The 24,423-nt window shown below is 69.3% G+C and carries 21 protein-coding genes; 9 read left to right on the top strand and 12 right to left on the bottom strand.

The annotated features are described in order from the left end of the window. Positions 1–5: 5 nt before the first annotated feature. The 4 genes from IG94_RS0102470 to IG94_RS0102455 are packed head-to-tail and all read right to left on the bottom strand — an operon-like array spanning position 6 to position 5,558. Complete coding sequence (locus IG94_RS0102470) at positions 6–2,393, bottom strand: beta-xylosidase/alpha-l-arabinosidase (protein WP_031030211.1); 2,388 nt, start codon at positions 2,391–2,393, stop codon at positions 6–8. A gap of 57 nt (positions 2,394–2,450) precedes the next feature. Beyond that, a complete protein-coding gene (locus IG94_RS0102465) occupies positions 2,451–3,347 on the bottom strand; it encodes a carbohydrate ABC transporter permease (protein WP_031030209.1) in 897 nt (298 codons plus the stop codon). Position 3,348: 1 nt separating this feature from the next. Then, on the bottom strand, positions 3,349–4,251 hold the full coding sequence (locus tag IG94_RS0102460) for a carbohydrate ABC transporter permease (RefSeq protein WP_031030207.1): 903 nt from the start codon (positions 4,249–4,251) through the stop codon (positions 3,349–3,351). Then, the gene (locus IG94_RS0102455; RefSeq protein ID WP_031030205.1) at positions 4,248–5,558 is read right to left on the bottom strand and encodes an extracellular solute-binding protein; all 1,311 of its coding nucleotides are present in this window, start codon (positions 5,556–5,558) and stop codon (positions 4,248–4,250) included. Before IG94_RS0102455 ends, IG94_RS0102460 begins: the two co-directional genes overlap by 4 nt. A 326-nt stretch (positions 5,559–5,884) precedes the next feature. Here IG94_RS0102455 and IG94_RS0102450 point away from each other — a divergent pair, with 326 nt between their 5' ends. The 3 genes from IG94_RS0102450 (at position 5,885) to IG94_RS0102440 (ending at position 9,910) form a co-directional block, all read left to right on the top strand. Continuing rightward, positions 5,885–6,895 (top strand): LacI family DNA-binding transcriptional regulator, encoded by a 1,011-nt coding sequence (locus IG94_RS0102450; protein WP_031030202.1) that lies wholly within the window; start codon positions 5,885–5,887, stop codon positions 6,893–6,895. Between the two features lie 423 nt (positions 6,896–7,318). After that, complete coding sequence (locus IG94_RS0102445) at positions 7,319–8,752, top strand: endo-1,4-beta-xylanase (protein WP_031030200.1); 1,434 nt, start codon at positions 7,319–7,321, stop codon at positions 8,750–8,752. A gap of 162 nt (positions 8,753–8,914) precedes the next feature. Further along, complete coding sequence (locus tag IG94_RS0102440) at positions 8,915–9,910, top strand: alpha/beta hydrolase (protein ID WP_043482750.1); 996 nt, start codon at positions 8,915–8,917, stop codon at positions 9,908–9,910. A gap of 221 nt (positions 9,911–10,131) precedes the next feature. Here IG94_RS0102440 and IG94_RS0102435 read toward each other — a convergent pair whose 3' ends face one another. The 3 genes from IG94_RS0102435 to IG94_RS0102425 all read right to left on the bottom strand — a co-directional run bounded on the left by IG94_RS0102435 (position 10,132) and on the right by IG94_RS0102425 (position 12,370). Continuing rightward, positions 10,132–10,401 carry a hypothetical protein gene (locus tag IG94_RS0102435; RefSeq protein ID WP_123937818.1) on the bottom strand — a complete coding sequence of 90 codons (270 nt, stop codon included), beginning with the start codon at positions 10,399–10,401 and terminating at the stop codon, positions 10,132–10,134. 307 nt (positions 10,402–10,708) lie between these two features. Continuing rightward, a complete protein-coding gene (locus IG94_RS0102430; RefSeq protein WP_031030194.1) occupies positions 10,709–11,611 on the bottom strand; it encodes a MerR family transcriptional regulator in 903 nt (300 codons plus the stop codon). 279 nt (positions 11,612–11,890) lie between these two features. Continuing rightward, positions 11,891–12,370 carry an Lrp/AsnC family transcriptional regulator gene (locus IG94_RS0102425; RefSeq protein ID WP_031030192.1) on the bottom strand — a complete coding sequence of 160 codons (480 nt, stop codon included), beginning with the start codon at positions 12,368–12,370 and terminating at the stop codon, positions 11,891–11,893. Between IG94_RS0102425 and IG94_RS0102420 the strand changes: the two genes are divergently transcribed. From IG94_RS0102420 to IG94_RS44290, 3 genes are all read left to right on the top strand, one after another. After that, on the top strand, positions 12,369–13,499 hold the full coding sequence (locus tag IG94_RS0102420) for a Glu/Leu/Phe/Val dehydrogenase family protein (protein WP_224326229.1): 1,131 nt from the start codon (positions 12,369–12,371) through the stop codon (positions 13,497–13,499). The two genes, IG94_RS0102425 and IG94_RS0102420, sit on opposite strands and share 2 nt — an antisense overlap. 284 nt (positions 13,500–13,783) lie before the next feature. Beyond that, complete coding sequence (locus IG94_RS0102415) at positions 13,784–14,812, top strand: SAM-dependent methyltransferase (RefSeq protein WP_031030188.1); 1,029 nt, start codon at positions 13,784–13,786, stop codon at positions 14,810–14,812. A gap of 79 nt (positions 14,813–14,891) precedes the next feature. Further along, a complete protein-coding gene (locus IG94_RS44290; protein ID WP_078892141.1) occupies positions 14,892–15,179 on the top strand; it encodes a hypothetical protein in 288 nt (95 codons plus the stop codon). 102 nt (positions 15,180–15,281) lie between these two features. Here the strand turns inward: IG94_RS44290 and IG94_RS0102410 are convergent, their stop codons facing one another. Then, a complete protein-coding gene (locus IG94_RS0102410; RefSeq protein ID WP_031030185.1) occupies positions 15,282–16,277 on the bottom strand; it encodes an amidohydrolase family protein in 996 nt (331 codons plus the stop codon). A gap of 53 nt (positions 16,278–16,330) precedes the next feature. After that, on the bottom strand, positions 16,331–17,032 hold the full coding sequence (locus tag IG94_RS0102405) for an SDR family NAD(P)-dependent oxidoreductase (RefSeq protein ID WP_031030182.1): 702 nt from the start codon (positions 17,030–17,032) through the stop codon (positions 16,331–16,333). 312 nt (positions 17,033–17,344) lie between these two features. On the opposite strand from IG94_RS0102405, the gene IG94_RS0102400 reads away from it, so the two are divergent. From IG94_RS0102400 to IG94_RS0102390, 3 genes are all read left to right on the top strand, one after another. Next, entirely contained in the window at positions 17,345–17,797 is a 453-nt protein-coding gene (locus tag IG94_RS0102400) for a MarR family winged helix-turn-helix transcriptional regulator (protein ID WP_031030179.1), read from the top strand. Between the two features lie 216 nt (positions 17,798–18,013). Beyond that, positions 18,014–19,090 (top strand): AraC family transcriptional regulator ligand-binding domain-containing protein, encoded by a 1,077-nt coding sequence (locus IG94_RS0102395; protein ID WP_169752314.1) that lies wholly within the window; start codon positions 18,014–18,016, stop codon positions 19,088–19,090. A gap of 104 nt (positions 19,091–19,194) precedes the next feature. Further along, positions 19,195–20,385, top strand: coding sequence for an alpha/beta hydrolase (locus IG94_RS0102390; protein ID WP_052410524.1), 1,191 nt, complete (start codon positions 19,195–19,197; stop codon positions 20,383–20,385). A 306-nt stretch (positions 20,386–20,691) separates the two neighbouring features. On the opposite strand, the gene exaC is transcribed toward IG94_RS0102390, so the two are convergent. The 3 genes from exaC to IG94_RS0102375 all read right to left on the bottom strand — a co-directional run bounded on the left by exaC (position 20,692) and on the right by IG94_RS0102375 (position 24,401). Continuing rightward, complete coding sequence (gene exaC / locus IG94_RS0102385) at positions 20,692–22,215, bottom strand: acetaldehyde dehydrogenase ExaC (RefSeq protein WP_031030170.1); 1,524 nt, start codon at positions 22,213–22,215, stop codon at positions 20,692–20,694. Positions 22,216–22,419: 204 nt separating this feature from the next. Beyond that, positions 22,420–23,679: a GAF domain-containing protein gene (locus IG94_RS0102380; RefSeq protein ID WP_031030167.1), complete on the bottom strand. Its 1,260-nt coding sequence runs from the start codon at positions 23,677–23,679 to the stop codon at positions 22,420–22,422. A 116-nt stretch (positions 23,680–23,795) separates the two neighbouring features. Further along, positions 23,796–24,401 (bottom strand): N-acetylmuramoyl-L-alanine amidase, encoded by a 606-nt coding sequence (locus IG94_RS0102375; protein WP_031030165.1) that lies wholly within the window; start codon positions 24,399–24,401, stop codon positions 23,796–23,798. Positions 24,402–24,423: the final 22 nt, after the last annotated feature.

Here is a 24,423-nt window from a genome sequence, read left to right as displayed (position 1 = left end):
CGGGGTCATGCTCGGGCGACCGGCTCCTGCCCGACCACGAACTCGGCGTGGAGGTGTCGTGTGTGGTCGACGTGGCGTTGGGGGCCGGTGAGGGTGACGCCGGCGGTGAGGTGGGGTTGGGTGCTGGAGGAGGCGAGGCGTAGTTCGAGGGTGCCTGGTTCGGTGATGCGTTGTCCGTCGCGTCCGGTGAAGGAGGCGAGGTCGGCGGGGACGGTGACGTGGAGGCGTTGGGCCTGGCCGGGGTCGAGGGTGAGGCGGGTGTAGCCGATGAGGCGCTGTACCGGCTGAACGACGGAGGCGACGGGGTCGTGGAGGTAGAGCTGGACGGTTTCGGTGCCGGGGCGCCGGCCGGTGTTGCGGATGGTGAGGGCGATGGTGAAGGCGCCGTCGGTGGGTGCTTCGTGGTGGTCGACGGCGAGGTCGGTCCAGTGGAAGGTGGTGTAGGTGAGGCCGTGGCCGAAGGGGAAGGCGGGGGTGGGGTCGATGCTGGAGACGTTGTTCACGTGGGCGAGACGTGGGCCGAGGTAGGTGGTGGGCTGGGCTCCGGGTATGCGGGGGACGCTGACGGGGAGGCGCCCGGAGGGGTTGAGGCGTCCGGCGAGGATTCCGGCGATGGCGTGGGTGCCTTCTTCGCCGGGGAAGAAGGCCTGGACGACGGCGGCGGACTCGTCGGCGGCGCGGCCCAGTGCGTAGGGGCGGCCGGCGAGCAGGACGGTGACGAGTGGGGTGCCGGTGTCGAGGAGGGCGTCGAGGAGCTGCTGCTGGGCGCCGGGCAGGGCCAGTGACTCGGCGTCGCAGCCTTCGCCGCTGGTGCCGCGTCCGAACAGGCCGGCCCGGTCGCCGAGTACCACGACGGCGATGTCGGCGTCCCGGGCTGCTCGGACGGCTTCGGGGATGCCGGAGGTGTCGCCGTCGTCGATGCCGGTGCCGGGGGCGGTGGTGAACCGGGTGTCGGGGAACTCGGCGGTCAGGGTGTCGCGCAGAGTGGGCAGTTCGATGCCGAGGGGGCTGTAGGGGTGGTGCACGCCGATGTGCTGGGGGAAGGAGTAGCAGCCCAGTACGGCGGTGGGTTCGTCGGCGTTGGGGCCGAGCAGGGCGATGCGGCGGGGCGCGGTGAGGGGAAGAATGCCGTCGTTGCTGAGCAGCACGACGGCTTCCTCGGCGAGGGTGCGGGCCAGTGCGCGGTTGGCGGGGCCGTCGAGGTCGATGCTGCCGCGCAGGGTGTCGGGGGTGTCGAGGTCGGCGCCGGTCAGGGCGGGCGGGAGCGGGGTCCAGTCCGCATCGAGGAGTCCGAGGGCTGTTTTCTGGGTCAGGACCCGGCGCAGGGCGCGGTCGATGAGCGTTTCGGGGACGCGGCCGTCGGTGACGGCCTCCTCCAGGGGAGTGCCGAACGTCTTGACGGTGGGCAGTTCGACGTCGACGCCCGCCCGCAGCGCGGCCCCGGCGGCGTCTGCCCAGTCGCCGGCTATGGCGTGCAGGGTGGTGAGGAAGGCGATGCCGAAGTAGTCGGCGACGACGGTGCCGTCGAATCCCCACGTGTCGCGCAGCAGGCCGGTCAGGAGGTCTTCGTCGGCGGCGGCGGGGATGCCGTCGAGGTCGGTGTAGGCGTGCATGACCGAGCGGGCGCCGCCCTCCCGGACGGCCATCTCGAAGGGCGGCAGCAGGACGTCGGCGCGCTCACGCGGACCCACCGAGGAGGGGGCGAGGTTGCGTCCGGCGCGGGAGGCCGAGTAGCCGACGAAGTGCTTCAGGGTCGCCACGATCCCGGCGGACTCCAGGCCCTGCACGTAGGCGGTGCCGATGGTCCCGACGAGGTAGGGGTCCTCGCCGATGGTCTCCTCCACCCGGCCCCAGCGGGCGTCGCGCACCACGTCAAGGACGGGCGCGAGCCCCTGATGCACGCCGACGGCCCGCATGTCACGGCCGATGGTCGCAGCCATCCGCCGCACCAGATGCGGATCGAACGTGGCACCCCAGGAGAGCGGGACGGGGTAGGCGGTCGCGCCCCACGCGGCGAACCCCGCCAGACACTCCTCGTGCGCCAGAGCGGGAATACCGAACCGGTTCTCCGCGGCGATCCGGGCCTGACTGCGCATCAACGACAGCGCACCCAACGCCGGATCGACCGGAGCCGTACCGAAAGGCCGGGTCAGCTGACCCAGCCCGGCCGGCAGGAGCACATCCAGATCGACGGCCTCCTCCATGTCGTGCTGGTGAGGGGCAACATCCCCACCCTCGTCGGACGCACCCACCCACACGCCGTACAACTGCGCGATCTTCTCCCGCAGAGTCATCGCCCCGACCAGGGCATCGACCCGCTCCGACACGGAAACAGCGCGGTCATTCCAGACAGGGACTGCGGGGGTCTTCTCTTCAGCCACGTTGGCGGTCACTTTCCTCCCAGGGCGAAGGGGTCCCGGCAAGCCGGGATCCGCCGTCGGCCGCGTCGGTCAACGGCTGAATCCAGCGGTCAGACCGCTCAGCAACTGGCGGCGGCCGAACGCGTACAGGACCAGGACGGGCAGTGTGGTGAGGACGACTGCGGCGAGCACGGCGGGAACGTTGACGCTGTACTGGCCCTGGAAGGTCCACAGCGCGAGCGGCAGGGTGCGGCGCTCCGGGCTCTGGGTGAGCACCAGGGGCAGCAGGAACCCGTTCCAGATGGTCAGTGCGTTGAAGATGGTCACGGTGAGGATGGCCGGCCGGGTGAGCGGCGCCGCCAGCCGCCACAGCGTCGTCCATTCGGTGGCGCCGTCGACCCGCATCGAGTCGAACAGTTCCTTGGGGACGTCGCGGACGAAGTTGGCGAGCACCAGTACCGACAGCGGGATGGCGAAGGCGATCGACGGGAGGATCAGCGCCAGCAGGGTGTCGTACAGATGCAGTTTGATGATGATCAGGTAGACGGGGATCACGGTCGCCTGCAGCGGGATGGCCAGACCCATGAGGAAGAGCCCGTTCATCGCGCGCAGGACCCGCATGCGCCACCCTCGGACGATCGCGTAGGCCGCCATGAAGGAGAACAGGACCGCCGGGACCACGGCGCCGGCGGTGACCAACACGCTGTTCATGAAGTAGCGGAGGAAGTCGGACTCGATGACCAGCCGGTAGTTGTCCAGTGTCGGATCGCCCGACGGCACCAGCGGGTTGCTCCCGTAGTAGCGGCTCTGGGCCTTGAGGCTGGTGATGAGGGTCCAGTACAGGGGCACGGCCACGACGACGAGCCAGATCCATCCGGCCAGGCCGCCGGCCCAGTTGCGTCGGCGGGCCGGCCGGGAGGAGCGGCGTGGCCGCTCGCGGCCGGTGGTCCCGGGCGGTCGTCGTGCCTCGGGCAGCGTGGCGGTCACCTCAGGCCCCCTCGAGTTGGCTCGCCCCGGCGTCCCGGCCTCCGAGCCGGCGCAGCAGCAGGGCGAGGGCGAGACCCAGCAGGACGAGGATGACCGCGATGACGCTGGCCGGGCCCATCAGGCTGGCCTGGAAGCCCCGTTTGTACATGTCCAGTGCGAGGACCCGGGTGGCGTCACCCGGTCCGCCCTCGGTCAGGACGAAGATGAGGTCGAAGAAGGTCAGCGACCCCACCACCATCAGTGTGGACGAGGTGATGATGGTGTACCTCAGCTGGGGCAGCGTGATGCTGAAGAACTGCCGGATGCGTCCGGCGCCGTCCAACTGCGCCGCCTCGTAGAGGGAGTGCGGAATCTGCTGGACACCACCCTGGTAGATCAGGGAGTGGAACGGGACGAACTGCCAGGAGACGACGAAGACGACGACTCCGAAGGCGAGCCCGGGCCGCCCCAGCCAGTCCTGGCTGAGCAGTTGCAGCCCCAGCCCCGCCCCGAGCCCGAAGTTGGGGTCCAGCAATGCCTTGTACGCGATGGCGATCGCCGCGGAGCTGAGCATCAGGGGCACGAAGTAGATCACGCCCAGCACCGCACGGTAGCGCTGGCGGCCCGCCAGGAACGTGCCGAGCAGAATGCTCAGCGGTGTCTGCACGGCCCAGGACACGGCCATCACCAGGAACGTCACCCAGAGGGCGTGCGGCAGCCCGGGGTCGGTGAGCACCGCACGCCAACTGGTCAGCCCGGACGGGTGGATGGTGCCGATCCCGTCCCAGGTGGTGAAGCTCAGCGCGAAGACACCGACGAGCGGAATCACCGCGAAACCGACGAAGACCACCAGCGCCGGTGTTGCCAGCCACGGCAGGATGCTGCGCGGCGGGCGACGGGGCGGATGGCCGGTGAGTGAGCTCATTTGCCGATGACCGCGTTGAGGGCGCCGGCGAACTGCTTTGGTGAGATGGAGAGTTGGAATAGCTTGACGATGTTGTCCAGCAGGGTCTCGGCGGCCGTGGGACTGAGCGCCTGGTCCCAGGACTGCACGAACGTCCCGGCCTTGCTGGCAATGCCGTAGTTGACCTCGAGGAAGTCGGCGCTCTTGGAGGCGGCCAGCAGTTTCTCCGTGCCGAGCCGGACCGGCACCGAGCCGTTGTCGATCCACGCCTTGACCTCGGCGTCCTGGAGGACGCCGGTCGCGAAGAAGTCCTTGGCGATCTTCTTCTCCTCGGTGGTGGCCTTCGAGGAGATGGACAGGTACTGGGCCGGGTTGCCGACCGTGTTGCTCGGATCGCCCTTGCCCCCGTCGACGGGCGGGAAGTTCATGTACCCCAGCCCGCCGCCGGCGACGAAGTCCCCGCCGTCGGCCTGCTGGATGCCGTACGACCACGAGCCGTGCAGCATCATCGCGGCCTTGCCGGTGTACAGCAGTGCCTGGTCGGCGTTGGAGTCCGCGGTGATGGAGGAGAAGCCCTTGATGAACCCGTCCGCCTCGACCAGTTCCTGCACTTTGGTCAGCGCGGCGATGGCGTCCGGGTGGGACCAGGCGTTCTTCTCGCCCTCGATGACGGCCTGGAACACCTCGGGTCCGCCGATGCGGTCGAACAGGAACTCCAACCACATCATGTTGGTCCACCGGGACTGGCCACCGAGGGAGAACGGCGCTATGCCCTTCGCGTTGAACTCGGGCACCAGCGCCATGATGTCGTCCCAGGACTCGGGCGGTTCCACCCCGACCTGGTCGAAGACCTTCTTGTTGTAGTAGAGGACGACCGGCTGCACGTTCTCGCACGGCATCGCGTAGATCTTGCCGTCGACGGTCGCCGGGTCGAAAGAGGTCGCAAGGAGCGACTTCTTGATGTCGGAGTGCTCCTCGAACCACGACGTGAGGTCCTCGACCTGGCCCGCTTTCGCGTAGGTGCGCAGTGTCCCACCGCCCCACCCCCAGATGATGGTGGGCGCCTGTCCGGCGCCTATGGCGGTCTTGATCTTCGTTTTGTACGCGTCGTTCTGGAAGGTGGTGTCCTCGATCCCGTCGTCGGGATGGGCCTTGTTGTACGCGTCCACCGCGCCGGCCCGGACGCCTTCCTGCGGTTGGCCGTTCAGGTACCAGTACGTGGCCCCGCCACCGCTCTTGCCGGGTCCGGACGAGCCGCAGGCGGCCAGCGCCGCGGAGGCCGGTACAGCGGCGGCCAGGCCGAGGAGGGAACGTCGGGAGAGCGCCATGTCTTTTCTCCGCACTCGAGAGCCGCCGGCTTCTCGTGAGTCATGGTGAAAGATTTTCGAAACAGCCTTCTCCGTGCTCTGTGCGTGCAAATTAGGTTTGGCGCTGATGCCCTGTCAAGGCATCTGCATGAGCGGCCTTGTACAGGCGATAAATGCCATGGTCCAGGCCTCGACGACCGTGTGAAGCGCTGAGTGGCAAGCGTCGAAAGTTTTCGAAAAGGATTGGTTGATCGCAGAGGGTGGAGGGCAGAAGCTGAGAGCCGGGATGCGTTGCCGGCCCGGCCGGCGGCTCACCACTCCGGTGGAGGCACACGTGGGAGGAACCGATGCGACCGAACGCGAGGCGCACCACTTTGGCGGACATCGCCCAGGAGGCCGGAGTCTCCGTCGCGACCGTGTCCAAAGTGGTCAACGGTCGCGGGGACGTGGCGCCGCAGACCCGCACACGGGTGCAGGAACTGCTGCACCGGCACGACTACCTCGCTCCGGTGTTCCGCCACACCGAGGCCGCCGCCGGCCCGACCATCGAGGTGCAGTTCAAGGGCGGACTGAAGTCCTACGTGGCCGAGACCCTGGAAGGCATCATCGACTCCGCCGCCGAGCTGGGGGCCTCGGTCGTGATCAGCAGGGCGTCCGGCGCCCCGCACTGGGCCCGGGACCTGGTCTCGGCCGGGCGTCGCGCCGTCATCGCGGTCACCAGCGTGTACACCGCGGCGCACCTGAACGAACTGGCCCGGTCGGGGCTGCCGCTGGTGGTGCTGGACCCGTTGCACCTGCCGGACAGCCGGGTCAACAGTGTCGGGGCCACCAACTTCGCCGGCGGCCTGGCCGCGACCCGGCACCTGCTCTCCCTGGGGCACCGCCGTATCGCCTATCTCGGCGGCCCCGCCATGGCCGTGTGCAACCAGGCGCGCATGCACGGCTACCGCGCCGCCATGGAGGCGGAAGGGTTCCAGGTGCCCGAGGCGCACGTCCGGCCGGGAGAATTCACCTACGAGACCGGGGCGCTCGGAGCCGCGGCGCTGCTGGACCTGCCGGAGCCACCGACGGCGATCTTCGCGGGCAACGACGAGATCGCCGTCGGCGCCGTGGAGGCCGCACGTGTCCGCGGTCTGCGCGTCCCGGAAGACCTGAGCGTCGTGGGCTTCGACGACACGAGCCTCGCGCAGATGGCCTCACCGCCGCTGACCACCGTGCGCCAGCCGCTGCGGGAGATGGGCGGCGCCGCCCTGCGCACCGCCCTCCGGCTCGCCAACGGGGAGAAGACCGAGTCCCACCACATCGAGCTCGCCACCGAACTCGTGGTACGCGCTTCGACCGCGCCCCCCGGCCGCTGACGGACTTCAGATCCCGTCACGGCCTCGAAAGTTTCGAATCGCGCAATACTGCCGTGCTGCCGTGAGCCAAAAGTCGGAAGCCTCCTGGTCGAGCCCGTAGCCGGTCCGTGCGTGTATGAAACTTTCGAGCCAAACCCCGAAACGTGCTTGTGAAAAGTATTGACGACGCCTCATCGGTGCGTCGATCATCCCTGCTGAGAAACCGGCAACAGTCCGGTATGCCGAACATGGTTGACCCCCGCGTGCGTTGTGCTGCACGGCAGCTCGACGCACAGCCGCGCGGGCAGATCTGCGCACCGAAGCACCCGCGCCACCCTGTGCGTTCCGGTGAGGTTCGCACACGCACGTTGGCTCTCCCCGCGCGGGACGACGCGTTCTCCCGCGCTCCAGTCCCTTCGTGACCCCTGCCTTGGAGGCACTGTCATGGGCTCCCGCACCCTTCCCAGACCCGATATACGCCGAAAGGCGCGCGGTCTGCTGCTGGCGCTGGTCGTCGGCGTCCTCGGAACGGCCACCGCACTCGTGGCGCCGCCCTCCGCCCACGCGGCCGAGAGCACCCTCGGCGCCGCGGCGGCGCAGAGCGGCCGCTACTTCGGCACCGCCATCGCCTCGGGCAAGCTGGGCGACTCGGCGTACACGTCGATCGCGAGCCGTGAGTTCAACTCGGTGACGGCCGAGAACGAGATGAAGATCGACGCCACCGAACCGCAGCGAGGCCAGTTCAACTTCTCCGGCGCCGACCGCGTCTACAACTGGGCGGTGCAGAACGGCAAGGAGGTGCGCGGCCACACCCTGGCCTGGCACTCCCAGCAGCCCGGTTGGATGCAGAGCCTCAGCGGCAGCACCCTGCGCCAGGCGATGATCGACCACATCAACGGCGTGATGGCCCACTACAAGGGCAAGATCTCCCAGTGGGACGTCGTGAACGAGGCCTTCGCCGACGGCAGTTCGGGCGCGCGAAGGGACTCCAACCTGCAGCGCACCGGGAACGACTGGATCGAGGTCGCCTTCCGCACCGCACGTGCCGCCGACCCGGCGGCCAAACTCTGCTACAACGACTACAACGTCGAGGACTGGACCTGGGCGAAGACCCAGGCCATGTACAACATGGTGCGGGACTTCAAGCAGCGCGGCGTACCGATCGACTGCGTCGGCTTCCAGTCGCACTTCAACAGCGGCAGCCCCTACAACAGCAACTTCCGCACCACCCTGCAGAGTTTCGCCGCGCTCGGTGTCGACGTCGCCGTCACCGAACTCGACATCCAGGGAGCCCCGGCCGCGACCTACAGCAACGTGATCAACGACTGCCTGGCCGTCGAGCGCTGCCTGGGCGTCACCGTCTGGGGCGTGCGCGACAGCGACTCCTGGCGATCGGAGCAGACGCCGCTGCTGTTCAACAACGACGGCAGCAAGAAGTCCGCCTACACCGCCGTCCTCAACGCACTGAACGGCGGCGACTCCACCGAGCCCCCCGCGGAATCCGGGCAGATCAAGGGCGTCGGTTCGGGCCGCTGCCTGGACGTGCCCGGCACCAGCACCGCCGATGGCACCCAACTCCAGCTGTGGGACTGTCACGGCGGGACCAACCAGCAGTGGACGTACACCGAGGCCGGTGAGTTCAGGGTCTACGGCGACAAGTGCCTGGACGCCGGCGGCACCGGCAACGGCACCAGGGTCCAGATCTACAGCTGCTGGGGCGGCGACAACCAGAAATGGCGCCTCGACTCCAACGGATCCGTCGTCGGCGTCCAGTCCGGTCTCTGCCTCGACACCGTCTCGGGCGGCACCGCCAACGGCACCCTGATCCAGCTCTCCTCCTGCTCGAACGGCGGCAGCCAAAGCTGGAGCCACACCTGAGAGGTCCTGCCACCGGCCATCGGGCGGTGACTTGCTCGCGGGTTGCCCGGAGTGCGGCAGCGCCTCCGGGCAACCCGCGAGCCGCACGGCGGGGGTGGTTCTGGGTCCACCTCTGTGGGGGTGCTGGACCGCTGGTGGGCCGAACGGGCCGTTCATAGCGTTGTGTTCATGATGGATGACACGAACAGAGAACGAACAGGTGTCACCCGGCGGACGGCGCTGCGGGGGCTGGGACTCGCGGTGGGGGGAGTGGCGTCGGCCGCCGGGCTCGTCGCCTCGCCGGCCGCGGCGGCCCCCCGTCGCGGGCTCGCGACCTACGTGCTGGTGCACGGGACCCACAGCGCCGGCGCGTTCTGGACGCCGATCGCCCGCGAGCTGGTGCTGCGCGGCCACCGCGTCGTCATGGTGGACCAGCCGGGGCACGGCGCGGAGGCTTTCGTGGCGGAGTCGTACCAGCGGCAGGATCTCGCAGCGATGGCGGTCGAGCCCTCCCCGCTGAAGGGCCTCGGGCTGGACGACTACGAGGCGCGCGTCACGGGCATCGTGCGGCGGGCCGCACGGAACGGACCGGTGGTGCTGGTCGGGCACAGTCTGGGTGGCGTGTCGGTCAGCCGGGTCGGCGACGCCGTACCGCACCTGCTTCACCACATCTGCTACATGGCTGCCTTCTGCCCCAGCCGCGTCCTGCCCACCGCGGACGCCTGCACGGCGGCACCCGAGAACGCGGACGCCGTCAGCCCGGTGGAGCTGACGGTGGGTGACCCGGACCGGCTCGGGGTGTTGCGGCTGAACTTCCGTACGGGTGTCAGCGGCGAGTTGGCCCTCCTGAAGGAGATGATCTGTGCGGACTACCCCGACACCGACTTCCGCCGGATGCTGGCCGGCATGCAGACCGACGAGCCCGTCGCCGCCTATGCGGGCCGAGCGGTCGGCCGGGCCGGCACCTGGGGACGCGTTCCCCGCACGTACCTGCGGTTCGGCAGGGACCGTACGATCGCCACCGCGCTCCAGGACAGAATGATCGCGGAAGCCGACGCGTCCACCCCCGGCAACAGCTTCCGCGTGCACGATTTCCCCGGGGCGTCGCATGTCGGCCCCCTGGACCCCACCCCGGTCGCCGACGTCCTGCACACGCTCGCGGGGCACCAGGCGCGATGAGCCCCACAACACCGCTGTGCTCTGATCAATCTGCGGTGCGGGGCCGGCGTGCCTGCTGGAAGAGGAAACGCGGGCGCCTTCATCACGAAAGTGCCCGCGCACGCCCGGCACTCGTCCCGCCCCGCACCGGGAGGAATCGGCGCCCACCGGACACGGGTTTCGGCCGGTACTCCTGCGGCGCCGGCTGGTCTCCTCTGCGGAGACGACAGCCGACCGTTTGCCTACCGGTGGGCGAAGAAGCCGCCGTCGGCGTGAGCAGCACCGTTTTCGAGGTAGGACGCGCCGTTGGGCCCGCCGGCGTTGGCGAACACGCCGACGTAGGCATCCTGCGAGTAGCCGCCGCCGAAGGCACCGCCCTGCTCGTTGCCGTGATCACCGGCGGCTGCGGCGCTCGCCCCGGCCACAACCAGGCCGGCCGCGAGCAGCCCTGCAGTCAGTAGACGCTTGGACATGATGACCTCCATAGTGCTGATGTACTGCACGAACGTCACAGCAATGCCCCTTGCCCGCACTGCTCACCCGGCCACGACCGGGTTTCACTCCTCCCGTTCCGCCATATGCCGAAGCCGATCGACGACTCCCGCGCTTCCGGTCTTCCGCCTCCTCCGCGCGGTGCGGCTGCGCGGGCACGTACGGAGTCGGGCGCTTCGGACAACCACCACGGTCATGCGTTCCTCGGACGATGCCGGCACCTACTGGACGTACTGGCTCAGCCAGGCGTTCGGCCGGCCGGGGCCCTCGACCCGGGCGCACCTGCGGTGGCACGCGCACGGCACAACCCGCCGCGAGGGCCGTCCTTCAGGTGCCGGGTGAGTCCTGGACGGACAGTTCTAGGGCAAGTTGCATACAGCGCAGGCGGGCTGGGGAAAAGTGGTAGGGCATCTTGCCGATCGCTTCGCCCGCGCTCATGGAGCCGGCCTCCCGCCTGTTAGGGCTGAGACCGGCCTCGTCGTCGCCGTCCTCGGGGTGCAGAGTGTCCCAGGCGTCGAAGAGGGCATCGTCCTCCTCGTCCAGGCCGGATTCCTCGATGACGGTGTGCAGGGCGCGTTCGAAAGCGTGCCGCTCGGCGGCCACTTGAGCGACCCGTGGATCGTCGACGGCGACGCTGTCGTCGAGTGCTTCCTCGGCGTCATCGACGCGGTCAGAATCCATCCGCAGCGTGGGATGCCTGGCCAGGACGATGAAGCGCGTGGCCTGGACGGCTGCGCCGAGCGGGCCGAAGATCCGCTCGGTGACCAACAGGGTGTCCAGATCCGCCTGGCGCAGGGAGCCCTCAGGCAGCCTCTTGAGGCGTTCGGTGACGAAGTCGGAGAGCAGCCCCATCCGGCTGCCTTCGGTGCGCATCCGCTGCACGGCGTTCCGCTGCCGCCGCAATTCCGCCTCCTGGTCGGCGAGGCTTTCCTCCAACCGATCCAGGATGACCGCGATACCGTCTTCGCAGTCCGTGCCGGCGGAAGCGATGCCGGTGGTGAAGGCGTCACGGATGTCGTCCAGAGCGATCCCGGCGTCGGCCATCTTGCGAATCCACAGCAGTCGGATCATGTCCTCGTACCCATAACGGCGGCGGTCGTCGCCGCCCCGCTCGGGCTCGGGGAGCAGACCGATCTCGTGGTAGTGGCGAATCGCCCGCGGCGTGGTGCCGGCGAAGGCGGCCGCGTCACCGATCCTGACCTGACGGGGCGGCACGAACGACGAATGCATGAGCAGGGACCTTTCCTCAGGCGGCCGACACCCGGCGCGTAAGTCCACCGGACCACATGCCGCTACGGAAGGTGCAAATCCCCTGCACACCGCCCCGCGCTCATGCCGGGAAACACGCCCTTCCTCCGCATCGACCGCTTCCGGCACAGCGGGCCGGTGCGGCGGCTGAGAAATGCGCCGCCGTCTGGCCTGCGACTACGAAACCCACCCCCATCGATCGTCAGCCGTGATCCAAGGAGACGCAGGTCGACGCGGGCGCCTCGCTGAGCGGCGGGAGTCTCAGGCGCGTTGCTGCTCTGCCGTGGGAGGCAGAGGGTCGAGCACCGGGTTGGTGAGGTGCTGGTAGATGATCGCGGTGCGGAAGCCGGCGATCTCACGGCGGTTGGTGAACTGGTCCAGGAGGAAGGCGTGCAGATGGTCGATGTCCTGGGCTGTGACGTGGACCAGGAAGTCGTCGCTGCCGGCCATCGTGTAGACCGAGACAACCTCCGGCAGTTGCGTCACCGACTGTTCGAAGGCGGCGACGACGTCCCGGCGCAGCGGCCGGATCTGGGTGGACACCATGGCTTGGACCGGGCGGTTGAGTGCGCGCAGGGAGACTTGGGCCTTGTACCCCTGGATGATGCCGCGCTTGTGCAGGAGCCTGGTGCGTTCGAGGCAGGTGGACGGTGCGATGCCGAGCTTCTCGGCGAGCGCACGATTGGACAGCCGACCATCCATCTGCAGATGACGCACGATCGCCGAATCAACTTCGTCCATGACTACCTCCACGACCGAGAGGCCGAATTTAGTTCGGCACGGGATCAGAAGTTCCGTGCATCATTCTAGCCTCAGGGGTATGGGGCAAGCATTTGTGCATGAAGAGGTCGTCGTACGTCGCGGAAGCCGCTCGGGGCTGCCACTGATCGTCTCTGTCCACTCCCGGGTTCTGGGCCCGGCGGTCGGCGGGTGCCGGCTACGCCGTTACGAGACCTGGCAGGACGGGCTGGCGGATGCGCTGCGCCTGTCGGAGGCCATGACGTACAAGGCCGCAGTGGCCGGTCTGGACTTCGGCGGGGGCAAGAGCGTGATCGTCCTCGGCAAGGACACCGAACTCACCCCGCACCTGCGCGAGGCCGCGCTTGAGGACCTGGGCGAGCTGATCGCCTCCTGGGAGGGTTCGTACCGGACCGGTCCCGACATCGGCACCGGCCCGGACGACATGGTGGTCCTGAAGCGATTCTCGCCGCACGCGTACTGCGCGCCCGAGGGGCACGGCGGGACCGGAGATTCCGGTGGTCCCACCGCCACCGGCGTGCTGGCCGCGCTGCGTGCCGGTGCCCGGCACGTGTTCGGCGACGCCTCCTGCGTCGGCCGGAGGGTCGTCATCAGCGGATTCGGATCGGTTGGCGGCGGCATCGCTGACGGCCTGGCTGCCGAAGGCGCTCACGTCGTGGTGTCGGACGTGGACCAGTCGCGAAAGGACGCGGCTCTGGCGAGCGGTTACGGATGGGTCGAGCCCGATCAGGCGCTGTCCGCACCCGCCGACATCTTTGTCCCGGCGGCCGTCGGCGGCCTGCTCAGCGAAGAGTCCGTGCCCCGGCTGTCCGCCCCTCTGGTCGTCGGACCGGCCAACAATCAGCTCACCGAGGAGTCCGTCGCCGATGCTCTCGCGGGGCGCGGCGTCGTCTGGGTACCCGACTACGTTGCCAGTGCCGGCGGCATCGTCTACGCGCTCAGCCGGGAATCGGAGAACTGCGGCCACGAGAAGGCTCACAAGCGGGTGGAGGGCATCGGCGACACCGTCAGCCACGTCCTCGACCTGGCCCGTTCGACTGGCGTGACCCCGCGGCAGGCCGCCCGGCAGATCGCCGAGGACCGGCTCGCTTCCGCTGCCGCGGCGCTGTGAACGGGAGGCAGTTTACTGACCTGGGCCGTATGTGCCTGCTGGGTAGAGTCGTGCGGGCTACTACCTCGCGCACCGGCAAGGCGTGTCCGTGCCGCCGCGCGAGCCGCTCTCCGAAGGGAACACAGAAATTCAGAGTGCGGCAGTGATCCGGCCGTTCGGCCGGCATACGGTCATGCCCACCATGAACCCGCACCCGACAGGGATCGCCGCCCGGAGGGCGCCCGGGGGCGCGCCTCCGAGTCGTCCGATGCCGGGTAGGAGACCGACGAAACGAATGGATCACGATGAACGATGAGCAGGTGGAAGTCGCAGACCTCCAGGCGGCGTTGGGCGCGCGCGAGCGGCTGCGGCAGTGGGCCGACGGCGGGCAGGTGGCTGAGCTGCTGTACGCGGCGTCGGCGAGCGGATGGTTGGACATACTGAAGGAGCCCACGACCGTCGAGGCGCTGGCCGAAAACAGCGGCGTCTCCACCGAGCGCGCGCGCCGGGTCATCGAAGTGTTCCTGGCCGCTGAGGTAGTTCGCAGCCTGGAGGGTCCCTCACCTGCCTACGTACTCACCACGGAGTTCGCGGCGCTGCACCGCAGTCCCGCCGGGGTACGGCTCGACGACACGATCGACGACCTCGCCGCGGCTCGCAACCGCATCCGCTCGGCCTTCTCGCCGGACGCACGGGACCACTGGGAGCAAGACGCACTGATCGTCGCCCGCAACTGGGGCATGCTGCCCACCGCAGCCTCGCGGGCCATCTTCTCGATGGCCTACAACGCAGTGCCGGAATACCGCGACCGGCTGGCCGCAGGCGGCACGCTGCTGGACGTCGGCAGCGGCGTCGGCGGAGCCCTGCTGACCACCCTGACGATATTCACCCAGTTGCGCGCGGTTGGCGTCGAACGGGCCGACGACGTCGTCCAGGAACTGCGCACGCGGGCCGAAGCGGCCGGTGTGGCCTCCCGCTTGGAGGTCCGGTGCGCGGATGCCCGTGATCTCTCTGACGAGGCGGTCTGTGAGGTCGCCTACTGGGCTCAAGCGTTCTTCCCCCGTGATGCTCGCGCGAGCACCCTGGCCGCAGTGCGGCGTGCGTTGGTTCCCGGGGGGTTGCTCTTGGTGCAAGAACTGACACCGTCGGCGCAGGACACGCCGGAAGCACAGCTGCATTCAGCCCTCGCCGCGCTCGTCGCCGAATCCCGTGGTGTCCCCCCTGTCTGCACTGCCGAGGAACTCGCCGCAGAACTGCGGGATGGCGGCTTTGAGGATGTGCAGGTGGTGGTTTCCCCTGTCGGCCGCCTCGTCGTGGGCCGACGGGGGAACTGACAGAGAGCGACTTGAGGACGGTGCGGTAGCCGAGGCAGCACCACGGACGGCGCATCGAGTCTCCGGCGGTCCGGGCAGCGTGGCGTTCGCCTTCAACGCCTGTGGGAATGGGCAGGCACCGACGAATCGGCACTTTCCGGCGTCCGGACCGAATCCTGCTCGTCTGGACGAGGAGCTGGCCGTGCCGTGGCAGGGCAGCCTGGAAGGCCGACGCCATGCTGCACGAGAAGGAGTCCGGAACCTGGCCGCGGCTGCCGGCACCCGCCACCAACTGGTGTTCGTCGATCCGCTGGTGGCTACGACGATCCATCTGCGGCACGACCTGTCGCGGACGTGTTCGCCCGCGCCCAGGCCGAAGGGGATCTGAGCCTCGTCGTTGATCACCTTCGTCGGGAACAGTCATGCCAGCCCCGGAGGCCAGCGGCCCTCTTGCAAGACCGCGGAGAAGACAACGGGGGCGGTGATCGGTTCAAGTGATGGCCTTCGCCAGGTCGAAGAGTGCTTCCGCATTGCCGGAGGCGATCTTGGCACGGTCTCTGGGGTCGGGGATGGCCTCGAAGAAGTGCCCGACCCCTGCCGCGTCGGGGCGGTGGAAGGGATAGTCGGTGGAGAACAGCACCTGGTCGACGGCGGTGAAGTCGAGGGTGTGGCGCAGCAGGCGCTTCTGCAGCATGCCGCTGCTGGTTATGTGGATGTTGGTCTTGATGTAGTCGGCCACTCGACGTTCGAGGTGCGGGGCGACGCCTGAGAGGCTGTCGGCGCGGTCCATCCAGAACAGCAGCATTTCACCCCAGTGCCCGAGAACCAGCTGGAGATCGGGGTGGCGGTCGAAGGCGCCGCTGAGAATGAGGCGCAGCGCGGCCAGACCGGTGTCCATGTGCCAGCCCCAGCCGAAGGTCGCCAGGCCCAGCTCAACCTGCGGGTCCAGGCCGCGGTAGGCGGCGTCACGCAGTGCGTTGGAGACAATCTGCGGGTGGATGAAGATGGGCTGGCGCAAGCGGGCCGCGGTGGCCAGCAGGTCGTCGTATGCGGGATCGTCCAGCGTGCGGCTGCCGGCCCGGCCGTGGACCATGGCGCCGACGTGGCCCAGCTTGGTGGCGCACCGTTCGAGTTCCGCGGCGGCGGCCTGCGGGGCGCTGGTGGGCAGGGTCGCGAAGGCGCGGAAGCGGTCGGGGTGCGCGCGGACGGCGTCGGTGGCCTCGTCGTTGGCTTCCCGTGCGAGCGCGATGGCCTCCGGTGCGGGCAGTGGCTGAGTGGCGGGGGTGACGACCGAAAGGATCGAGAGGTCGATTCCCGCGGCGTCCATGGCCTCGATGCGGCCCTGGCCGATGTCCTCGAGCCGCACCTGGGTGTCGCCCCTGGCGTTGAAGGCGACGCTCTCATCGCGCGCCCCGAGCGCGAGGCGGTCGAGTGCCTTACGGATATCGGCGCTGTTCCAGTGCTCTTCGATGGCGATGGTCTTCATGGCGGGGCTCTCCCGGGCGTCAGCGAGCAGGTCGGAGGCGGGTACCGTGCTCGTCACCAGTTGACGCTCCGGTTCTGGCGGTCCAGGTAGTGCAATCCGCCCCTTCCCGTCTGCGCCTCGATCGTGTCGGCCACTCCGGGGATCGAGTCATCGAGGTTCAGGCGTGCGCCGGGACCGCCCAGATCGGTCTTGACCCAGCCCGGAGCCATCAGCAGCAGGGTGCGCGGGTCATCGGCGTGCCGTGCGGCGAAGCTGCGCATGAGCTGGTTCAGCGCGGACTTACTCGCCCGGTAGACCTCGAAGCCGCCGTTGGTGTTGTCGGTGACGCTGCCCTGGCCCGATGACATCACCCCGATGGTGCCGCTCGGAGGGACCAGGTCCTCAAGGGTCTCGATGACGCGCATCGGGCTCAGAGCGTTGGTCACCATGACACGGATGAAGTCGTCGGTGGACACATCCGTGAACGTCGCCGAGGGATCGGTGGTGTAGTTCGTTCCGGCGTTGACGAACAGCAGGTCGATACGCGAACCTCCCAGACGCTCATGCAGCGCCGTGACCTGCGCGGGAACCGCGATGTCGACGGTCTCCACGGTCAGCCGGCCCCCGGCCGACTCGGCCAGCTCGCGCAACGCGGAGGGCTTGCGCTCCGTCGCGGTGACCTGCCAGCCACGGTCAAGGAACTCCGTGGTCAGCGCGTAGCCGAGCCCGCGCGACGCACCGATGATCAATGCCCTCTTCTCGCCACCTGTACTCATGCCTGCTCCTCACTGTCAGGACGGGCCGACCCGGGCTCCCGCCCATGGCCCGCATCACACGTGCCGGCACTTTCTCCCGGGCCGCCGCTTGAGAACTGATTGCCGCGCGATGCGCCGGGCGCGGGTACCGCCTGCCCAAGGCTTCGGCCAAGCGGCGCAGCTGCCAGGCGCCGCGCGGTGTGGGGCGCCGTGGCTCTCCGTACTTCCCTGGCGGAGGCAGTTGAGACAGCAATCAGCTGTAGGCAATCTATGCGCTCAGGAACTGCATGTCAAAAGATATATATCGAAGGATAGGTAAGCTATGCTGACAGGGTGGAAGAGAAGCAAAGGGCGCGGCTCTTCGAGCTCGCCGACCTGATCCTGGCGGTGGGGCGCCACGTCAACGCAGCCAAAGAGGTCAACGCTGAATCAGGGACACCGCTCGAAGGAGCCGTGATGCGGTACGTCGACCGCCACCCGGGCACCACGGTGAGCGCGGCGGCCGACGCGACCCAGATGATCTCCAGCAACGTCAGCAGAGCCGTTCGTGGTCTGGAGAAGAAGGGGCTGTTGCGGCGCGACGCCGATCAGCACGACGCCCGGCGAGTACGCCTGTACCCCACCCCAAAGGCAGCCGAGAACCTGGAGCGGCTACGTGACACTTGGGCCCGCCTGCTCGACGGAACGGTCACCGACGCCGGCGAGGTCGACACCTTGATCGCGGCTCTGCAGAACATCGAGACCCGGCTCGTCGCCCAGTCTCGCGGTGCCACCAGACAGCCGTGACGGTCTCTGACGAGCCTCAGTACCCGCACTGAGGCTCTGTGTCGCCGGGGCCCGGCCCCTATTGCGGAGCCGCAGGAGCGGTAACGGGAGCGCGATATACGACCCGTTGGTGATCTCGGCGCCGGCCGCTGCGAGCGGAGGGGAGATGCCGAGCCTGCCCAGGGACAGCGTCGCCGCCGCCGTATCGAAGTCCGCCGTGCTCGTACGATGGGTTCCATGCGTAAGCTCGATGCGAAGCGCTGCCCTCCGGAGGGGTTGACGAGGCCAGGAGAGCCGGCCGGGAAGCGGGGGCCGACCGCGCATGTGTCCGCGCTGCGTCTGCTGGCCGCTGGTCTGGAGGGGGAGGGCGGTGACGGTGTCGCTCTCGTCCGCCGCGCCGGTTCTGCCGGGCAGGTGACAACCGACGACACGCGCGTTCCCACGGACCACCTCAGCAGACTCTGGCGACTGGGGCTGGGCGCGACCGATGATCCGTGTCTCGGAGTGAAGGCGGCCGGTCACTGGCGTTTCGGCCGGCTCCGGTTGATGGACTACCTGGTCGCGAACGCCCCGACGCTGGCTGAGGTCTTCACGGTCACGGAGCAGTACTCGGCCCTTGTGAACACGGCACCGAACGAGATCCGCCTGACCGGCGGCACGGGAGGTAGGGGGACGGTCACCTACCAGATCCGGTCGGGCGATCCCGATGTCGACGCGATGGCCAGCCAGTACGCGCTGGCGACGGTGCTGTTCCGGGCGCGGTACGTGGCCGGGCGGGAGATACGTCCGCTGCACGTCTCTCTGACCTCCGACGCTCCGGCGCATCACCGCGAGCTGGCCGTCCGATTCGGCGCGCAGCGCCTCGACTTCGGGGCCGCCACCACCACCATGACGCTCGCGTCCGCGGATCTGTCGCTGCCGCTGCCGGACGCCGATGCGCGGCTCGGCGAGGTCCTGCGGCAGCACGCAGCCGACGTCATCGCGGCCCAGGCGCGTTCCTCCCCCTGGACGGCCAGGCTTCGGCAGGTCGTCACGGCCCAGCTGGCCGGCGGCGGCCTGTCGCTTCAGACGGTGGCGAGGGCGCTGGCACTGAGCCCGCGCAGCCTGCACCGCCGCCTTGCGCAGGAGGGCACCACCTGGCGGGACCTCGTCGACACGGTGCGCCGCGACCGCGCCACCGTCCTGCTGGCCCGGGGCATGAGCCGGAAGGAGGTCGCGGCCCGGCTGGGCTTCGGTGACACCCGCGCTCTCCGTGCCGCGCTGCGCCGCTGGCGCAGGGACTCCGCTGTTGTGACGTCAGCCGACCGGTCCTGACGCTGACGCGAGAAAGCCGCCTTGTGGCACTCCGGAGCCTCCGCCCGGGCGGGCCGGGCCCGCAAGGATCGTTCACGGAAGCATCTCGCGACAAAGGCAGGCAGATGATGGTGAGCGATCAGGAGATCATCGAACGATTCCCGGTGGGGTACTACTCCCTGCACCCGGACATCTCCCTCAACTTCCAGCTCAACCGGTTCTACGGCTGGGCGAACGAGGAACGCATGCTGGAGGAGCTGCGGACGGTGGCGGCGCGCGTCTCCGACTATGCCGACTGGACACGAGTGATGCTGGAATTCAGCGACGGGGCACTGGCGGCCGGCCGCCGGCTGCCCGCCGCCTACTACGCCCGCGCGGCCCAGTTCTTCCTTCGCCCCGACGATCCGCGGTTTGCGCCCGCCCAGCGGCGCTTCCTCGACAACGCCGAGGCGGGGAACGGCGTTACCGCCACCGACCGGCACTCAGTCCCCTACGGGACGACGCGGCTCACGGCCTACCGTTTCACCCCGGCGCGGCCGCGCGGCACCATCGTCGTCTTCGGTGGGTACGACAGCTACATCGCGGAATGGCTGCCCGCCGCCCTTGCCCTGCGTGACTCCGGGCTGGACACCGTGATCTTCGACGGGCCCGGCCAGGGCACCGTGCTGGACGCGGGCACTGCGATGACCCCGGACTGGCATCTGCCGGTGGCCGCCGTTCTGGACCACTTCGGGCTCTCCGACGTCACCCTCGCGGGCTTCTCCCTCGGCGGCTGCCTGGTGATGCGCGCGGCCGCACACGAGCCCCGGGTCGCCCGGGTCATCGCCTGGGACATCCTCACCGACCTCTTCGAGGCCTCCCGCGCACTCCTCGAGTCCGTGGGGCTGGGGGCGCTCACGGCGGACTTCGACAGCCTTCCCGCCCCAGTGCTCGACGCTGCCGTCAAGGAGGGGAGCAGGAGTGACCTGCTGCTGGACTGGTTCGTCCAACAGGGCAGGCGCGTCATGGGCGTCGACACAGCAAGCTCCCTGTTCCGGGCCTGGAACACATACCGCACCGACGAAGTCTCGCACCTCGTCACCCAGGACGTCCTGCTGCTGGCTGGAGCCGCGGACCACTACGTGCCGCTGCACATGCTCGGCGACCAGATACTGACGCTGCCCGCCGCCCGCTCGGTCACCGCGCGCGTGTTCACGGAGACGGAGCAGGCCCAGAACCACTGCCAGATCGGAAATCAGGGCTTGGCGCTCAAGGTGATCCTCGACTGGCTCGACCAGGTCGGCGGCCGGAGTGCAGGGTCGGCCAACCTCTACTGACCGGAAAGCGCGAAGTCGCTGAATACCTGCCCCTGCGAGGTCCAGCTCGAGCCCGCGAAGACAGCAGCCGTTGCGCCGCTCCGTGGAACCCCGTTCCCGGCCTCGGCACAAGGCCGTGCAACCCCTCGCCACGACCTGACGGTGCTCCCAGTTGACCGCAGGGGCCTCGTGCTCACCCGTCGGAGGGCTCGGCCTATCAACTGAAGGCCGGGCGGTGGCATGACGTCTTGTCTCAGCTACGGATGGTGGTTCCCTTGTCGAGCTGCCCGGAAGCCAACGCGGCCTCCGGGCAACCAACTTCAGGCTCTAAAAGAAGCCAAGCTTCTGAGGGCTGTACGAGCAGAGAATGTTCTTGGTCTGCTGGTAGTGCTCCAGCATCATCTTGTGGTTCTCCCGGCCGATGCCCGACTGTTTGTAGCCGCCGAAGGCGGCGTGTGCCGGGTAGGCGTGGTAGCAGTTGGTCCACACGCGTCCCGCCTGGATCGCGCGGCCCGCGCGATAGGCGGTGTTCATGTCGCGGGTCCACACCCCGGCACCCAGTCCGTACAGAGTGTCGTTCGCCGTTTTGAGCGCGTCGTCGAAGTCGTCGAAGGACGTGACGGAGACGACCGGTCCGAAGATCTCCTCCTGGAAGATCCGCATGCGGTTGTGGCCCTCGAAGATCGTCGGCTGGACGTAGTACCCGCCCTTCAACTCACCCTCGTGCTGGATGCGTTCACCGCCGGTGAGGACCTTCGCGCCCTCCTGGCGGCCGATGTCGAGGTAGGAGAGGATCTTCTCCAGCTGGTCGTTGGAGGCCTGGGCGCCGATCATCGTGTCGGTGTCCAGCGGGTGGCCCGGCACGATCAGCTCGGTGCGGGCCACGGCGGCCTCCATGAACTCGGCGTAGATGCCGCGCTGGACGAGCGCCCGGGACGGGCACGTGCAGACCTCGCCCTGGTTGAGGGCGAACATGGTGAAGCCCTCGAGCGCCTTGTCTCGGAAGTCGTCGTCCCGTGCCCAGACGTCGTCGAAGAAGAGGTTGGGCGACTTGCCGCCCAGCTCGAGCGTGACCGGCTTGATGTTCTCCGAGGCGTACTGCATGATCAGCCGCCCGGTCGTGGTCTCCCCGGTGAAGGCCACCTTCGCCACCCGGGGGCTGGACGCGAGTGGCTTGCCCGCCTCCACACCGAAGCCGTTCACGATGTTCAGGACGCCGGCCGGCAGCAGGTCCGCGACCAGGCTCAGCCAGTAGTGGATCGAGGCGGGAGTCTGCTCGGCGGGTTTCAGGACCACCGCGTTGCCGGCGGCGAGGGCGGGGGCCAGTTTCCAGGTCGCCATCAGGATCGGGAAGTTCCACGGGATGATCTGGGCCACGACGCCCAGCGGCTCGTGGAAGTGGTAGGCCACGGTGTCGTCGTCGACCTCGCCGAGCGAACCCTCCTGGGCGCGGATCGCGCCGGCGAAGTAGCGGAAGTGGTCGACGGCGAGCGGGATGTCGGCCGCCAGCGTCTCGCGCACCGGCTTGCCGTTCTCCCAGCTCTCGGCGACCGCCAGGCGCTCCAGGTTCGCCTCCATCCGGTCGGCGATCTTCAGCAGGATGCCGGCACGCTCGGTCACCGAGGTCCTTGCCCAGCCCGGGGCCGCCTCGTGGGCGGCGTCGAGCGCCCGCTCCACGTCGTCCGCCGTACCTCGCGCGACCTCCGTGAACGGCTGCCCGTTCACCGGTGACGGGTTCTCGAAGTACTGCCCGCGCGCCGGCGGCACGTACTCGCCCCCGATGAAGTGGTCGTACCGCGACTCGTAGGAGACGATCGCGCCCTCGGTGCCGGGCGCCGCGTAACGGGTCATCCTGGATGCCTCCCTCGTCGAGTGCTGCCCGCCGTTGGACAGCTCTGACGGCAGGCTAGGAAGCGGGACGTTGCGAACACGTTGCGTGTTGGTTCGCGGACGCTGCCCGGTGACGCGCACGTTCGAGCGCGGACGCCGCCCGGGTGCGAGCGGTTGGCCGGCCTCCCGGTCCGCTGCTGCCCTGCTCCGGGGCCCCGCCGCCCGTCACCGCCCGTGCGGCGCCGCCAGTTCGCGCTCCAGGGCGGCGAGCCGGGCGCGGATCGCCGCCGTGGGGCGGAGCGCGGCGAGTGCACGCCAGACGTCGAGGTCGTCCTCGCCCCACGGCGCGTGTGCCCAGTCGGCCAGCAGGTCGGGATCACGGCCGGCGACCAGCGCGGCGCGCAGTCCGTCGGTGAGCCGGCGCCTGATCCGGTCCACCGCCGGGGCCCGGGAGCAGGGCAGCAGCGGACCGGCGTAGGCCGCCGCGGCTGCTGTGACCGCACCCGACCTGAGCCGGCGCTCCACGACGGCGGCGTCGGACTCCACGGGCAACGTGAGCCGGTACGGCCGGGACGCGAGACGGCCGGGGCCGAGGATCCCACGCAGCCGCGCCAACTCGGCACGCAGGGTCACCGGCGGTACCGTCTCGTCCTCGTACAGCGCGCACAGCAACTCGTCGCCGGTCAGGCCCTCGGGATGGTGGGCCAGCAGCACGACGATCTCGCTGTGCCGGCGGCTGAGCCGGACGCGGCGGCCGTCGGCGGCCAGCAGTGCCTCGTCACGGCCCATCGCGGTCAGCTCGGCGGCTCCGCCCCCGGCCTGCTCCGGTGCGAGCAGTGCCAGCTGCGACTCGGCGGCCCGCGCCACCGCCTGCACGAACCCCAGGCTGTGCGGATGTGCCAGACCGTCCCCGCCGGTGATGTCGACGGCGCCCAGCACACGTCCGGTGCGCGGGTCGTGCACCGGGGCCGCCGCGCATGTCCACGGCTGGACCCGGCGTATGAAGTGCTCGGCCGAGAAGACCTGGACCGGACGGCCGACGGCCACCGCCGTGCCCGGGGCGTTCGTTCCGACCGCGGACTCCGCCCACCGGGCTCCCGGCACGAAGTTCATCCGGTCCGCCCGGCGCCGAGTGGCCGGATGCCCCTCGACCCACAGCAGTCTGCCGTGGGCGTCGCACACCGCGAGCAGGTGTTCGCCGTCGGACGCGAACGTGCCCAGCAACTCCCGGAACAGTGGCATCACCCGCGCCAGCGGATGCTCGGCCCGGTAGGTTCCCAGGTCGCCGTCCATGAGATCGACGCTCGCCGTGCCGTCCGGACCGACACCCGCCCGCACGGACCGGCGCCACGACTCCGCGACCACCGGACGCACGGGTCGCGGCACGGTCCCCGCCTCGGTGAACGTCTCGTGGGCCCGCCGCAGTGTCCGGGCGCGCTCGACCGGGTCGGCTCCCGGCTCCAGAGCCAGCCATGCGTCACTCAACTCGGCCTCCCCGGACAACACTGGACGGGACTCGGACGTGGACATCGTCACTCCGCGGACCGGCGCCGACAAGCACTCCGACCGGCCGGATCCCACGGAGGCGGCGTTCCGCTCGGTCAGGCCGAGTTGACCAGTTCGATGTAGCGGGCCCAGTCCCAGAGGGGCCCCGGGTCGGTGTGGTCGCTGCCCGGCACCTCGTGGTGCGCGATGATGTGCGAGCGGTCCTTGGGAATGCCGTAGTCGGTGCAGATCGCCGCCGTGAGCCGGGCCGACTGCTCGTACATCGCGTCCGTGAAGTACTCGGGCCGGTCCACCCACCCCTCGTGCTCGATGCCGATGCTGCGGGTGTTGTAGTCCCAGTTGCCCGCGTGCCAGGCGATGTCCGCCTCACGCACGCACTGCGCCACATGCCCGTCCGAGGAGCGGACGACGTAGTGCGCCGAAACCTGCTTCTCGGGGTCGCGGAAGATGGCAAGAGTGTCGGCGTACGTCTCCTGCGTGACGTGAATGACCACGTGGTCGACGGGATAGGAGCCGGGCCGGCTCGACCGGCTGTAGTTGGACGCGCTCGCCGCCTGCCACTCGGCGGCGGGGTAGTCGACGGCGCGGGGCCGGGCCGTGGCCCGGGTGCTGGAGAGCAAGGTGTACGGGACGGCGGCGAGCGCGGCGCCCATCAGGAGCCGCCGCCTGGTCGCAGCCGGTGCTGTTCTTTCCCTTTCCATGGAGACTGCCCTTTCGTCGGAG

Source organism: Streptomyces olivaceus, from assembly GCF_000721235.1.
Classification (GTDB): domain Bacteria; phylum Actinomycetota; class Actinomycetes; order Streptomycetales; family Streptomycetaceae; genus Streptomyces; species Streptomyces olivaceus.
The sequence above is the reverse complement of the archived record's forward strand: the minus strand, read 5'-3'. Positions and strand labels throughout refer to the sequence as shown.

Coding starts and splice junctions, on each gene's coding strand:
- IG94_RS0102460 (WP_031030207.1), bottom strand. CDS start 4,251: ATGAGCTCACTCACCGGCCATCCGCCCCGTCGCCCGCCGCGCAGCATC.
- IG94_RS0102455 (WP_031030205.1), bottom strand. CDS start 5,558: ATGGCGCTCTCCCGACGTTCCCTCCTCGGCCTGGCCGCCGCTGTACCG.
- IG94_RS0102450 (WP_031030202.1), top strand. CDS start 5,885: ATGCGACCGAACGCGAGGCGCACCACTTTGGCGGACATCGCCCAGGAG.
- IG94_RS0102445 (WP_031030200.1), top strand. CDS start 7,319: ATGGGCTCCCGCACCCTTCCCAGACCCGATATACGCCGAAAGGCGCGC.
- IG94_RS0102430 (WP_031030194.1), bottom strand. CDS start 11,611: ATGCATTCGTCGTTCGTGCCGCCCCGTCAGGTCAGGATCGGTGACGCG.
- IG94_RS0102420 (WP_224326229.1), top strand. CDS start 12,369: ATGACTACCTCCACGACCGAGAGGCCGAATTTAGTTCGGCACGGGATC.
- IG94_RS0102425 (WP_031030192.1), bottom strand. CDS start 12,370: ATGGACGAAGTTGATTCGGCGATCGTGCGTCATCTGCAGATGGATGGT.
- IG94_RS0102415 (WP_031030188.1), top strand. CDS start 13,784: ATGAACGATGAGCAGGTGGAAGTCGCAGACCTCCAGGCGGCGTTGGGC.
- IG94_RS0102410 (WP_031030185.1), bottom strand. CDS start 16,277: ATGAAGACCATCGCCATCGAAGAGCACTGGAACAGCGCCGATATCCGT.
- IG94_RS0102405 (WP_031030182.1), bottom strand. CDS start 17,032: ATGAGTACAGGTGGCGAGAAGAGGGCATTGATCATCGGTGCGTCGCGC.
- IG94_RS0102395 (WP_169752314.1), top strand. CDS start 18,014: ATGCGTAAGCTCGATGCGAAGCGCTGCCCTCCGGAGGGGTTGACGAGG.
- IG94_RS0102390 (WP_052410524.1), top strand. CDS start 19,195: ATGATGGTGAGCGATCAGGAGATCATCGAACGATTCCCGGTGGGGTAC.
- exaC (WP_031030170.1), bottom strand. CDS start 22,215: ATGACCCGTTACGCGGCGCCCGGCACCGAGGGCGCGATCGTCTCCTAC.
- IG94_RS0102375 (WP_031030165.1), bottom strand. CDS start 24,401: ATGGAAAGGGAAAGAACAGCACCGGCTGCGACCAGGCGGCGGCTCCTG.